Consider the following 12,993-nt stretch of genomic DNA (forward strand, 5'->3'; position numbering starts at 1 on the left):
TCGTGAGACCGGCGGGCCTTGCGCGCGCGTGGGGCACTGCAAATACCGCATCAACCACGGTCAACCGTCCTGGGGCGTGCTCTCGTCGAGGGTGCGCTGCAGCCGCTCGGCGAGGGCGGAGAGATCCGGCACCGGCTCGGCCGCCGCCTGCGCGGGCGGGTCCAGGACGTCCTCCCAGTCGCTGCGCTGCCGGTTCCGGCCGTAGTGCTGGGGATAGGCGCGCTCCAGGAACCAGGCGGCTGCCCTCCAGTCGCCGGCCTGGATGTGGCGCTCCTTTCGGTAGAAGACCACCTTCCCGGTCTTCGGGTCGTGCCGGATGGTCTCCCGGTCCAGGACGAGCTTGTCCCGGGCCGCCGAGCGGATCTGCGCAAGGGCCTGGAGCGCGGCTTCGGAGCGGGCCCAGGAGACCTGCTCGAACAGAGCCACGTACGGGAGGTCGGCCTTGTCGGGCTGACGGTCGTCCTCGTCGTGGGCCTCCACCGCCCGGCGTCCGCGGGCCATCCAGTTCATGAAGGACCGCTCGGAGATACCCGCGTACGCGGCGGCGATCCGTGTGGGACCGCCGGCCTTGGACGCGGCGACGAGCCGTTCGACGACCTCGGGGGAGAGCTTGGTGGGACGGCCGCCTCGGCGCGGCAGGAGGGTACGCATGGTGCCGCACCGTAAGCGAGCATCGTTCTACCGTCCCCGGGTCGTCACGAGTGGTGCCCGTGACGGATCAGCCCTGTACGGGGTCGACCGTGACAGGCGGCCGTGGTGATGCTTGAACTGGTACCTCGGTCTGCTGGCCCTCCCGGCCGGCACGGTCCACCGCGGCCCGCAGCAGGTCCCCGACCGTCAGGATCTGGCTGCGCAGCTTGTTTCGGGCCGCCAGCGCCGCCTGCGGGGCAGAGGGACGCATCGCGGCCGCCATCACGGCAAGTTCACCGGGCACACCGTCCAAGGCGGCGTCCCGCAACACGACCTCGCCCGCTCGTCCCCACCGCTCGTCCCACTCCTGGAGGGCCTCCGTCGCCTCCCTCGACGTCCAGTACGCGGCCCGGCGCACCGTCTCCGCGAGCGCGGACGGCAGCCGCACGGACAGGCTCTCCTCGAACCCGCCCTCCCCCATTGGCTTGCTGGCGACGGTCCCCCAGCGGCGACCCGGCGCGCTCAGTTCGCCCTCCGGTGGCTCCTCCCACGTTCGGTCCAGCCCGCGCATCCGCAACTCCTCGCGCAGCGCCTGGGCGAGGAGAAGGTCCCGACTACCGCCGAGCTCCCCGCGGGCCCGCTTGCCTGCTAGCTCGACCCGGATCTCCCGGCGGACGCGGGTGGCCTCACGCCGGGACAGTCCCGACAGCCGTTCTTCCCGCTGCTTCTCCAGCCACTGCGCCTCGCGCTCCCGCTCGGCCTCCGCCACTCTCAGCAGCCGAATCAGCGGATCGGTGTCCAGAGCCACCGAGAAGTTCACCCACGCCGTCTGTCCCATGGTGGTCAGTCTTGCCAGAAAACCCGCGCGCCTCTCAAGTTGGCAGGCCCGTCACTCATGCCGGTGGTGACGCTTCTCGTCGACACGGGGGAGCCGGCAGGGAAGGGCTGACCGTTTCCTCTTCTGCCCGTTTCGGTGGCGCCGAGACCCCAAATTCTCCTGACCACTATGCGCTAGAGTGTTTAGGGGAAGAACCTGTTTGCTGGGGGAGAGGCGTTCAATGGCTACCGTGAGCTTCCACTTCGACCCGTCCATGCTGGCCAAGCTGGCCACCGCGGGGCCGGACGAGACCATCCACATCACCCTGTCCCTCGACATTCCGCAGAGCGCAACGGCCGCCAGCGCGTCAGGCGGTAGCCGGAAGGTGGCCCCACAGGGCCCTCTGGCCAACTTGCTGTTGGCGGGTCTGCTGCACGAGGGCGACGTGCTGTCGTTCCGGCAGCGGCGGGCTGGGCGGGAGGCCGTGGCCACGGTGACGGCTGATGGGCGGCTGATCGTCGACGGCCACGCGACCCCGTACACCTCGCCGTCGAAGGCAGCCTTCGCGATCACGCAGACGCCGACCAACGGCTGGACGCTGTGGCGCACCGGAGACGGCGACACCCTCGACGCGCTCCGCCAGCAGCTGAAGCAGGACTGAACCGAACCACGACGCCTGGCCCGCTCTGTTCCCGCACCGAGTCTGTTCGTGGAGGAGTACGTGAGTTCGCCGGCCCATCCCCCGCCGCCGATACCCCCTTCGAGGGCAACCGTGGACCTGGCTGACGGCTGGGCCCAGGCGGTCCTTTCAGCGAAGGTGCTCCCGGGCGCGGTGCACGGTGCGGTACCGCAGGGGAGGCCAGTGGTCGTGTTCGTCGCGGGGCAGCCGGGCAGCGGCAAGACGGGCGTCACTGACGTGGTCCACGCGGCGTTGGGCCAGCGCGGTGGCGCGGTGCGGGTGGACCACGACGAGTACAAGGCTGTCCACCCCTTCTACCAGGGGTTCCTGGAAGAGGACGTACGCACCGCAGGTGTCAGGGTGCGGCCGCAGACGTACTGGTGGCAGGCCGAGGTGGAGGTGGCGGCGCGGGAGCTGCGGTGCGATGTGGTGGTGGAGACGCCGCTGGCCGACCCCGAGGCGTTCCGTGCTTCGGCGGCGGCGTACAGGGAGGCGGGCTACCGCGTCGAGGTCGTCGCCCTGGCGGTGCCGGAGGCAGTGAGCCAGCTCGGTGTGCTGGACCGCTACCTGCGGTTGGCGAAGGCAGGTCGGGCCCGGTACGTGTCATATGAAAACCACGACCGTTGCGCCGCCGGCCTGGTGGTCACCCTGGAGGTGTGCGAGGCCGAGGCACTCGCGGACCGGGTCACCGTCGTAGGTCGCGCCGCAGCGGCAGGCCCGGCCCTGTACTGCAACGAGCTGATGGCCGGCGGGCGGTGGCGACACCCGGCGGCTGCCGGGCAGGTGGTTCTCGCCGAGCGGGCACGTCCGTGGGGCGCGCAGGAGACCGGCCGGTTCCGCCGTGCGCTGGCCGATGCCGACCGTCGCGCGTTCCGCACGGCGCCGGACGGCGCCTTCCCCGAGGACTGGGGGCTGGCGGTCCAGCGTGACTCGGAGCGTGCCCACGCCCTGGCCCAGCCGGTGCAGCGCATAGCCCAGCCACGGCGAGAGGCACCGGGAGTGGACTACCACCGGCTGTCGGCCGAAGAACACCACTGGATTTACGAGGAACTGATCGCGCCCGCTCTCCTGGACCGGGCCGTGCCGCAGGAACAGCCAGCCGTCGTCTACGTGATCGGCCAGCCGGGAGCGGGCAATACCCACGTTGCTGGCCTGGTCCGCCGGGCACAGCTGGCGCGGCCGGCGCGGGTCCGCCCGGAGTCGTTCATGGAGGCGCACCCCGACTACCTAGAACTGCTGCGGACCGAACCGCGGACCGTCGACGTGCGGCTGTCGGGGGACTGCAGGGCCTGGCAGGCCCGAGCCGAGGCGGACGTGCGTGCGCGCCGGGGCAACGCGGTGGTCGAGGCCCTGTCCTCCCGAAGCTGCCGCGAAGTGACAAGTAGCTCTCTGTAGCAAAATGGGGGTGCGCTTGTCCGGGTTTTCGATCTTATGGGGTTGTTGAAGGGGAGGTTCCGCGAGGTTGGTCCGGTCACGACGACCGGAGGGAGCGCGGGGTGAGGCAGGAGTGGGAGCCGGAGGACCTGATCGAGGTCTGGACGCTGCTGGAGGAGGATCAGGAGCGGCTGCGGAACAAGTCGGGGGCGAACCGGCTGGGGTTCGCGTTGTTGCTGAAGTTCTTCGAGGTGGAGGCCCGGTTCCCAGAGAGCCCCGGGGAGATTCCGGCGCCTGCGGTGTCGTACGTGGCCCAGCAGGTGAAGGTGCCGGCCGAGGAGTGGGGCGGGTACGACTGGCAGGGGCGGGCGATCAAGCGGCATCGGGTGGAGATCCGGGGCGCGTTCGGGTTCCGGGAGTGCAGTGCGGAGGACCAGGCCCAGCTCGCTGAGTGGCTGGCGGCGGAGTTGTGCGGGGTGGAGCTGAACCGGGACCGGCTGGCGGAGGCTGTGGTGGTGCGCTGCCGGGGGGATCGGATGGAGCCGCCGACGCCGGGCCGCATCGCTCGCCTGGTCGGGTCGGCGGTTGCCGCCTTTGAGGAGCGGTTTTGCGCGGCCACCGTGGACCGGCTGTCGGCGGTGACCCGTTCCCGGCTGGACGATCTGGTTGCCGAGGACGCTGGCGGGGAGGACGCGGCGGGCGGCGGCGTTTCGTTCTTCTCCGAGCTGAAGGCGGACCCGGGCGCGCTGGGCCTGGACAGTCTGCTGGCGGAGGTGAACAAGCTCCAGCGGGTGCGCGCGCTGGAGCTGGCGCCGGAGCTGTTCGGGGACGTGTCCGAGAAGCTGGTGGCAGCGTGGCGGGCGCGGGCGTCGAAGGAGTACCCCTCGGACCTGCGGGCGGCGGCCGGGCCGGTGCGGTACACCCTGCTGGCCGCGCTGTGCCACGTGCGGCAGACGGAGATCACCGACTCGCTGGTGGAGCTGTTCATCCAGTTGGTGCAGCGGATCAACACGCGGGCGGAGAAGAAGGTCGAGGGCGAGTTCACCAAGGACCTCAAGCGGGTCCGCGGTAAGGAGGGCATCCTGCTCAGGTTGGCGGAGGCAGCGGTAGCGGAGCCGGGCGGCACCGTCCGCAAGGTGATCTTCCCGGTGGCCGGGGAGTCCACGCTGAAGGCACTGGCGGCGGAGGCCGCGGCGAACGAGGCCCGCTACCGGGCCCGGGTGCGTACGGTGCTGCGGTCCTCGTACTCGGGGCACTGGCGGCGGATGCTGTCCCCGCTGCTCGGTGCGCTGGAGCTGAAGTGCAACAACACCGCCTACCGGCCGGTGATGGACGCCATCGACCTGTTGAAGCGGTACCTGGACCAGCCGATCGCCAAGGAGGGTGCGTTTTTCGAGGAGTCGGAGCGGATCCCGTTGGCTGGGGTGGTGCGCGAGGAGTGGCGCAAGGCGGTGGTGGACGAGCGCGGCCGAGTCGAGCGGATCCCGTACGAGCTGTGTGTGCTGGTGTCTCTGCGGGACGCGCTGCGGCGCCGGGAGATCTGGGTGCCGGGCGCGGGCCGATGGCAGAACCCGGAGGACGACCTGCCGCCGGACTTCGAGGACAACCGCGATGTGCACTACGACGCGATCCGCCAGCCGCAGGACCCGGGGGCGTTCATCGGGGCCCTGAAGAAGCGTCTGCGGGAGTCGTTGACCCGGTTCGACACCGCGCTGGATCTGGGTACCACGGGCGGGGTGGACATCGTCCGCAGGCACGGCGAGCCGTGGATCAAGGTCTCTCCGCTGGGCAAGCAGATGGAGCCGGAGAACCTGGTGGCGCTGAAGGCGGAGATCGAACGGCGGTGGGGCACGATCGACCTGATCGACATCCTGAAGGAGGCCGAGTTCGCGACCGGGTTCACCTCGGAGTTCGCCTCGGTCGCCACGAGGGAGGCGGTCCCGAAGGCGGTGCTGCGGCGCCGGCTGCTGCTGGTTCTGTTCGCGCTGGGCACGAACATGGGCATCAAGCGGGTCGCGGTCACCGGCAAGCACGGCGAGAGCGAGGCTGTCCTGCGCCGGGTGCGGCACCTGTTCGTCAACCGCACCAACTTACGGGCTGCCTTGGTCCGCCTCGTCAACGCCACCTTCGCGGCCCGCGATCAGGCTTGGTGGGGCGAGGGCACCGCGTGCGCGTCGGACTCGAAGAAGTTCGGGTCCTGGTCCAGCAACTTCATGACGGAGTGGCACCAGCGTTATCGCGGCCCCGGCGTGATGATCTACTGGCACGTCGAGAAGAAGTCGCTGTGCGTCTACTCCCAGCTCAAATCCTGCTCCGCTTCCGAGGTCGCCGCGATGATCGAGGGCGTGCTGCGGCACTGCACGGACGTGGAAATCGACCGCCAGTACACCGACACCCACGGCGCGTCCATCGTCGGGTTCGCCTTCGCTCACATGCTCGGCTTCAACCTGCTGCCGAGGCTGAAGAACGTCGGCTCCGCACGGCTGTACCGGCCGGCGGCCGGTGAGGACGACACCTGGCCGCACCTGGCGCCGGTGCTGTCGACCAAGACGATCGACTGGGATCTGATCGCCCAGCAGTACGACCAGATCGTGAAGTACACCACCGCCCTGCGCCTGGGCACCGCCGAGGCCGAGCAGGTCCTGCGGCGCTTCACCCGAGGCGGCCCCAAGCACCCCACCTACCGGGCGATCGAGGAACTGGGCCGGGCGGTGCGCACCGCGTTCATCTGCGACTATCTCGCCGACGCCGAGCTGCGGCGCGAGATCAACGACGGGCTCCAGGTCGTGGAGAACTGGAACTCCGCCAACCACGACCTGTTCTACGGCAAGGACGGCGACCTGACCGGCTCCGACAAGGAGTCCCAGGAGGTCTCGATGCTTGCCCTGCACCTGCTCCAGTCCGCGCTGGTGCACGTCAATACCCTGCTCCTCCAGGACATCCTGAGCGAGGAGAAGTGGCAGAAGCGGCTCACCGACGCCGACCGGCGGGCCCTGTCACCGTTGTTCTGGACGCACGTGAACCCCTACGGCCGGTTCGAGCTGGACATGAACTCGCACCTCGACCTCGTTACCGCCGTGGCGGCTTCAGTGCCCGGCCCGCGCACCGGCGAGCCGTCCTCAGCCCCGGCCTCACGAGCAGCCGGACCGCGCCGAAGCGATCAGTCCGTGGGCGGCCGTGACGCCCCATGAGCAGGGCGCCGCGAGGGCGACGCCCATCATCGCCTCGCCTCGGCCCGCGGCTGGAACAGGCGAGCCCACGGGACCTCGGCCCGTCCGGGCTCGCCCGGTGCCCGTTCGTCCTACCAGACCACCTGTCTCGACACCGTCCGACCAGGCCACGCAGAGCGCTGACGACCGCGGTGATGCATAAGCCGCCGGGACTGGCGTCAGGGCCCTGGTTCAGCTGCTCTCGGTGAGGGTGCCGTCGTGGAGTTCGAGTCGTCGGGTGATCCGTACGGTCTCCAGCAGGCGGCGGTCGTGGGAGACGAGCAGGAGGGTGCCGGTGTAGGAGTCCAGCGCGGATTCGAGTTGTTCGATGGCGGGCAGGTCGAGGTGGTTGGTGGGTTCGTCCAGGACGAGGAGGTTCACCCCTCTGCCCTGGAGCAGGGCGAGCGCGGCCCGGGTCCTCTCGCCGGGGGACAGGGTGCCGGCTGGACGCAGGACGTGATCGGGGCCGAGGCCGAACTTGGCGAGCAGGGTACGGATCTCTGCCGGCTCGGTGTCCGGAACGGCGGCCCGGAAGGCGTCCAGGAGTGATGCGGTTCCGTGGAACAGGGCTCGGGCCTGGTCGATCTCGCCGATCTCCACACCCGAGCCGAGTGCGTGGCGTCCGGTGTCGAGCGGGATGCGGCCGAGGAGGGCGGCCAGCAGGGTCGACTTGCCGGTGCCGTTCGCGCCGGTGATCGCGACGCGGTCGGCCCAGTCGATCTGGAGAGTGACGGGGCCGAGCACGAAGTCGCCGCGCCGGACGACGGCCTCGTTCAGGGTGGCGACGACGGTGCCGGAGCGGGGCGCGGTGGCGATCTGCAGGCGCAGTTGCCATTCCTTGCGGGGTTCCTCCACTTCGTCGAGGCGTTCGATGAGGCGTTCGGCTTGTTTGGCCTTGGCGGCGAGGTTCTCGCTGTTCTCCATCCGGCCGGTGCGGGCGAACTTGTTGTTGTCCTTGCTGCGGCGCTGGGCGGTGCGTACGCCCTTCTCCGCCCAGGAGCGCTGGATGTTGGCCCTTTCCTGCAGGGCGGCCTTGCGGTCGGCGTACTCCTCGTACTGGGCGCGGGCCTGGTGGCGGGCCCGTTCGGCCTCCTGGAGGTAGGCGGCGTAGCCGCCGCCGTAGTGGCGGACCTGCTGCTGGGCACGGTCCAGTTCGAGGACCTGGGTGACCGTGCGGGCGAGGAACTCGCGGTCGTGGCTGACCACGACCGCGCCCGCGCGCAGCCCGAGGACGAACTGCTCCAGCTGTTCCAGGCCGGCCAGGTCGAGGTCGTTGGTGGGCTCGTCGAGGAGGAAGACGTCGAAGCGCGACAGCAGCAGCGAGGCCAGCTGCGCGCGGGCGGCCTGCCCGCCCGACAGCGAGGTCATGGCTTGCTCCAGCCCGATGCCCAGGCCGAAAGTGGCGGTGACCTGCTCGGCGCGTTCCTCCAGGTCCGCGCCGCCCAGGGCCAGCCAGCGTTCCAGGCTGGTGTCGTAGGCCTCATCGGCCCCGGCGGCGCCGTCGGCCAGGGCCTGGGAGGCGGAATCCAGGGCGTGCTGGGCCGCCGCCACACCGGTGCGGCGGGCGAGGAAGGCGTGGACGCTCTCGCCTGGGCGCCGGTCGGGTTCCTGGGGCAGGTATCCGACGCTCGCGCCGGCCGGGGCGAGGTGGATCTGTCCTTCCTCGGGGTGGTCGAGTCCGGCGAGGAGCCGGAGCAGGGTGGACTTCCCGGCCCCGTTGGCTCCGACGAGGCCGATCACCTCTCCGGGCGCCACGAGCAGGTCGAGGCCGGTGAACAGGGGGAGGTCGCCGTGGCCCGCGGCGAGGTTCTTGGTGGTCAGGATTGCGGTCATGAGGTCGCCTACCGGAAGAGTTCGGTCACCTGTGGTGACGAGTGTGCGAGGAGGCACGCGCTCGACAGGGCGACGACAGGCGGAAGCGCAAACACGACGCATTCGAGAGGGGGAATCCACGCGAGGACCCACAGGGGGATCGACGTGACCTCGACCCGCGCCCAATGGGGCGGGGAGAAAGCGCAGAGGCGTGCACGACCGCCACCGCCGGCGAAGCCGACCGCGGCAGGCAGCACGGGCGAAAGCCGTGGCTGCGACAGGGGCACGTACCTCAGATGCGCAAGATCCACCTCAGACATCGACAACAGGACCGCTCACCACGGTACACACCGCCCGAACGGCCTGGCCATCGTCTTTTCGGCCGATGGCGCAGACAGGCACGGGAGTGGTGGACTGGGATTTCCCTTTTGCGTGGATGGTGATCTTCCCTCTACGCTTCCGGGGTTCCGCCGGTGCCCGTTCCTGGCCCGGCTTGCCACGTCTTCGAGGTGAATTCCGATCCGCCAGGCCCAGTAGCCGCTCGTCTTGAGGCTCCCCCCAGCCGTCCGCCATCGCGGACCGCTGACGCATGCCTCGACGACGGCGCCCTCCCATGGCCTGGGCCCCGTTGCACCCTCTTCATCGCACCCTGTCGCGCTGCCGGCGTACAGGGGCCTGCCCAGGCCCGCCCCTGTCCCCGGCACCCTCCCCATGCGAACAGGAAGACTCTCCGTGCTCACCCGTACCCACACCCGCACCCGTCAAGGCCCCGCGAAGGACGGCCGCGGCGCCACGATCATCCTCGCCGTGGTGCTGATCGCCGAGCTGATGAACGCGCTCGACGCCTCCATCGTCTACACCGCGCTGCCGCAGATCCAGGCCGACACCGGCGCCTCCAGCGCCCAGATGCAGTGGATCCCGGCCGCCTTCGCCCTCACCTTCGCCCTCGGCCTGATCACCGGCGGACGCCTCGGCGACCTCTACGGACGCAAACGCGTCTTCCTCGCCGGCACCGCCCTCTTCACCGCGGCCTCTCTGCTCTGCGGCATCACCGCCAGTCCGCAGTTGCTCGTCGCGGCCCGGGCCCTGCAGGGCGTCGGCGCTGCGGTGATGGTGCCGCAGGTGCTGGCCACGCTCGCAGTCACCTTCGAAGGGCCCTCCCGGGCGCGGGCGTTCGGCCTGTACGGCATGGTCATGTCGCTGGGCGGAATCCTCGGCCCGGCCCTGGGCGCCGTCCTCACCGCCTGGGACATCGCCGGCCTCGGCTGGCAGCTGATCTTCCTGATCAACCTGCCCATCGGCCTGGCCACCCTCGTCCTCGGAAGCCGCTACCTGCCCGAGTCCCGCGCACCCCACGCCCAGCGCCTAGACCTGATGGGCGTGATCCTCTCCGCCACGGCGATGCTCCTGATCGCCTACCCGCTCACCGTGGGCGGCGAACAACACTGGCCCACCTGGAGCCTGGTCATGCTGGCCACCGGCGCCTCCACGCTGGCCGTCTTCATCCGCCAGCAACAGGCCAAAACCGACCGGGGAGACTCGGCGCTGGTCGCCCTGTCCCTCTTCAAGAACCGGGCCTTCACCGGCGGACTCGCAGCCCAGCTGCTCTTCGGCCTGGTGCTCGGCGTGTTCCTGCTGACCTGGGTCCTGTTCATGCAGGACGGCCTCGGCCTGACCCCATGGCAGTTCGCCCCGGCCAACATCGCCATCTCCGTCGGCGGCATGGCCGGTGCCATGGCCGCCTCCCGATGGGCCACTCGCCACCAGCGCCGGATCCCGCAGGCCGGCACCCTCCTGATCGCCCTCACCCTGATCGGCTACCAGCTCCTCATCACCTCGCAGGGCACCCACCTGACGTTCGCGGCCGCGGCCGCCCCCATGCTGCTGATCGGCATCGGCCTGGGCGCGATCGGCGCCGGCCTGTCCGGCCTCACCCTCAGCCAGACCGGCAACCAGGACGCCGGCTCCGCATCCGGACTGTTCAACACCGCCATGCAGCTCGGCACCGCCCTCGGCCTGGCCACCGCATCACTCGTCTACTTCAACCACGCCCCAGCCGGCAGCCACGGCACCACCGTCACCACCGCCTTCGCCCAAACCATCTGGTACGTCATCGCAGCCCTGACCACGATGTGGGCATTGATGTTCACGCTCCCCAAACCGGCCAAAACACCCTGACCGATCGGGCCAATGCCCAGGTGAGTCCTTCACCTGGGCATGTCTGGGCGACGCCGCCCAGGTTCCGACCGGCTCGCATGGACTGTGTGCTGCAACAGCGGGGTGCGGGGCCGGTGTCCAGATCTGTCCCTGGACACCGGCCAAGGGTCTCAGCGTGTCGGGTTTCCCGTAGCGACTTGGCTGGTGCCGAGAAAGCCGCTCGTAGAGCGGTAGCGGAAGGAGGTGACCACGGTCGGCGCGCTGGGGTCGCCGCACTGGGGCATCTGGATCAAGGTGGCGATGCCGGCCTCGTTCGTACCCTGGAAGCCGGTAGTCGGGAAGAACTCGCCGTCGCTCACGGTGGAAACCGGCATCGTGGCCGAGGCGAAGCCATTTGCAGTGATGGTGGTTCCGGAGATGGTGACGGTTCCGGGTCCGCGTCGGCCGATGCTGATCGGGACGCTCGGGGTGGTAGTGGTGTTGACGAAGCTGCCGCTGAAGGTTCCCTGCCAGTCGGAAAGTGCTTGGCCACACTGGCCAGCGGCGTGGGCGGCGGGTGCGAGCGTGAGTCCCGCGAAGGCGGCAGCCCCGAAGACCGGGGCACTGATCAGCGCCGTCAGCTTGGCGCGGGTCGTGGAAATCATGGATTCTCCCGATCACTGTGGGCCAGCGAAATGGGCGAGCCGCTCAGGCCGCCACAACAATGAGACTGAGCTCAGGCGGGTAGCCTCGCAAGCCGCAAGCGCCGAACGGATTGCACCTGAATCCGATGAGCCATCAGGAGCCCAAACACACAAGGTCGGCACCAGCAGCATGTCGGCCGGCAGGACTCTGCGCTGTGGCGGGTCGCCCATGGCGCCAGCTATGCCGCCGACGGAGTGGTGATGTTGGCGGACTGTCACGGGGTCAGGCCGCGGCTGCCCTGTTTGCGTAGCGGGCGCCCCTCCTGTTCACACCGGCTCATGCCGGTCACACCGCGCCATAGTGACCGCGCCCGTTCGGTGTCACTGATTTGGGGCAACGCGTAGGCCTGTGGAGCCCAGTTGCTCCGCCACTGGGCAGTGAAGCCTCGAAGGAAGTGGCATACCTGCCACGCCCTGTGCCACTCCGTCTCGACGCCATCCGCTCCAGAGGTGCGGTCTCATAAACGATCCTTTCCGCGAGCAAGATCAATCACGGACCGCCGACCCCCTTCCGAACCCGGATTCGTTCTCACAACCCGTTCTCATTCGAATCCGGTACGGACCCCCTTCTGAGAACTGCATTGTGCGAAAATCCGGGCCCATGACGGACCCTCAGCACCCCTCCCCGGCGGACCGGTCGGACGCCGACGACGTCGAGGCGCACGCCTGTCCGAAGTGCGAAGCCCAGCCCGGATCACCGTGCCGCTCGCGCGGCGGCGCGGTCGCCTCCGCCTACCACACCCGCCGCTTCACCCGAGTGCCCCGGCTGAAGAAGGCACTGCGCGTGCCGAACCCGGCCGACCGCGCACCGGGCCGCCCCTGGCGGCCGGGCACCCCGCCGCCGGCACCTGTCGACCCGGCCCTGCCGAGAGCGGACATCCGCATCGGCTACGCCCGCTGCTCGACCCTCGGGCAGGAACTCGACTCCCAGCTCGACGCACTCGCCGGGCACGGCATCCCCAGGGACAAAGTCTTCGCCGAGAAGATCAGCACCCGCATCCGCGTTCGGCCGAAGTTCGAGGAGGCGCTGCGGACCGCGCGGGAGGTCAAGGCGCACGCTCCGCACTGCCGGGTCATCTTCACCGTGTACGAGATGAAGCGGCTCGGCCGCGACGCCGCCGAACTCACCGCGCTCGCCGACCACCTCACCGCCCACGGCCTCATCCTGGAGATGCTCGCCGGACCGCTGCCCGGCATCTACGACCCGACCGGCCCGGGGAAGCTGCTGTTCGCGTTCTTCGCCGCGATGGCGGAGACCGAGCGGGAGAACATCCGGGAGTCCACCCTCGAAGGGCTCGAAACCGCGGCCCGCAAGGGCAAGCACGGCGGCCGGCCCCCGGTCATCACCGACGACATGCTCCACACCGTGCTGCGACGCCGCACAGGCGGCGAGTCCGTCGAGCAGATCCAACCCGACCTGATCATCCCCACCGGCAAACGCAAGGGACAGAGCCCCTCCGTCGCAAGGATCTACCGGGCACTCGCCGAACACGCCAAACGCGAGGCGTACCCCGAGGCCGTCGATCAGGCGCAGGCCGATTTTGACGCTCTCCGGGCCGACGATGTCCCCGGGCCCCGCACCGCACTCTCTGACCGAGTACCACTCTGATCACAGAGAGCTACTTGTCACTT

Annotated in this window: 9 protein-coding genes; 5 read left to right on the forward strand and 4 right to left on the reverse strand. The window is 69.8% G+C overall.

Annotated elements, in window-relative coordinates; genetic code table 11:
• Positions 1–60: 60 nt before the first annotated feature.
• Positions 61–651, reverse strand: coding sequence for a hypothetical protein (locus tag ACZ6ZI_RS38785; RefSeq protein ID WP_469529486.1), 591 nt, complete (start codon positions 649–651; stop codon positions 61–63).
• Between the two features lie 67 nt (positions 652–718).
• Complete coding sequence (locus tag ACZ6ZI_RS38790) at positions 719–1,468, reverse strand: hypothetical protein (protein WP_469529487.1); 750 nt, start codon at positions 1,466–1,468, stop codon at positions 719–721.
• A gap of 220 nt (positions 1,469–1,688) precedes the next feature.
• On the opposite strand from ACZ6ZI_RS38790, the gene ACZ6ZI_RS38795 reads away from it, so the two are divergent.
• From ACZ6ZI_RS38795 to ACZ6ZI_RS38805, 3 genes are all read left to right on the forward strand, one after another.
• On the forward strand, positions 1,689–2,108 hold the full coding sequence (locus ACZ6ZI_RS38795) for a restriction system modified-DNA reader domain-containing protein (protein WP_469529488.1): 420 nt from the start codon (positions 1,689–1,691) through the stop codon (positions 2,106–2,108).
• Between the two features lie 171 nt (positions 2,109–2,279).
• Complete coding sequence (locus ACZ6ZI_RS38800; RefSeq protein WP_469529554.1) at positions 2,280–3,521, forward strand: zeta toxin family protein; 1,242 nt, start codon at positions 2,280–2,282, stop codon at positions 3,519–3,521.
• A gap of 101 nt (positions 3,522–3,622) precedes the next feature.
• Positions 3,623–6,691: a Tn3 family transposase gene (locus ACZ6ZI_RS38805; protein ID WP_469529489.1), complete on the forward strand. Its 3,069-nt coding sequence runs from the start codon at positions 3,623–3,625 to the stop codon at positions 6,689–6,691.
• Between the two features lie 210 nt (positions 6,692–6,901).
• Here the strand turns inward: ACZ6ZI_RS38805 and ACZ6ZI_RS38810 are convergent, their stop codons facing one another.
• A complete protein-coding gene (locus ACZ6ZI_RS38810; RefSeq protein ID WP_469529491.1) occupies positions 6,902–8,542 on the reverse strand; it encodes an ABC-F family ATP-binding cassette domain-containing protein in 1,641 nt (546 codons plus the stop codon).
• Positions 8,543–9,253: 711 nt separating this feature from the next.
• On the opposite strand from ACZ6ZI_RS38810, the gene ACZ6ZI_RS38815 reads away from it, so the two are divergent.
• Positions 9,254–10,699, forward strand: a complete 1,446-nt coding sequence (locus tag ACZ6ZI_RS38815) for an MFS transporter (protein ID WP_469529492.1) — start codon at positions 9,254–9,256, stop codon at positions 10,697–10,699.
• Between the two features lie 149 nt (positions 10,700–10,848).
• On the opposite strand, the gene ACZ6ZI_RS38820 is transcribed toward ACZ6ZI_RS38815, so the two are convergent.
• The gene (locus ACZ6ZI_RS38820) at positions 10,849–11,322 is read right to left on the reverse strand and encodes a hypothetical protein (protein ID WP_469529493.1); all 474 of its coding nucleotides are present in this window, start codon (positions 11,320–11,322) and stop codon (positions 10,849–10,851) included.
• A gap of 640 nt (positions 11,323–11,962) precedes the next feature.
• Between ACZ6ZI_RS38820 and ACZ6ZI_RS38825 the strand changes: the two genes are divergently transcribed.
• Positions 11,963–12,970: a recombinase family protein gene (locus ACZ6ZI_RS38825; RefSeq protein ID WP_469529497.1), complete on the forward strand. Its 1,008-nt coding sequence runs from the start codon at positions 11,963–11,965 to the stop codon at positions 12,968–12,970.
• Positions 12,971–12,993 lie beyond the last annotated feature (23 nt).

It is taken from the genome of Streptomyces sp. NPDC103540 (genome assembly GCF_055584445.1).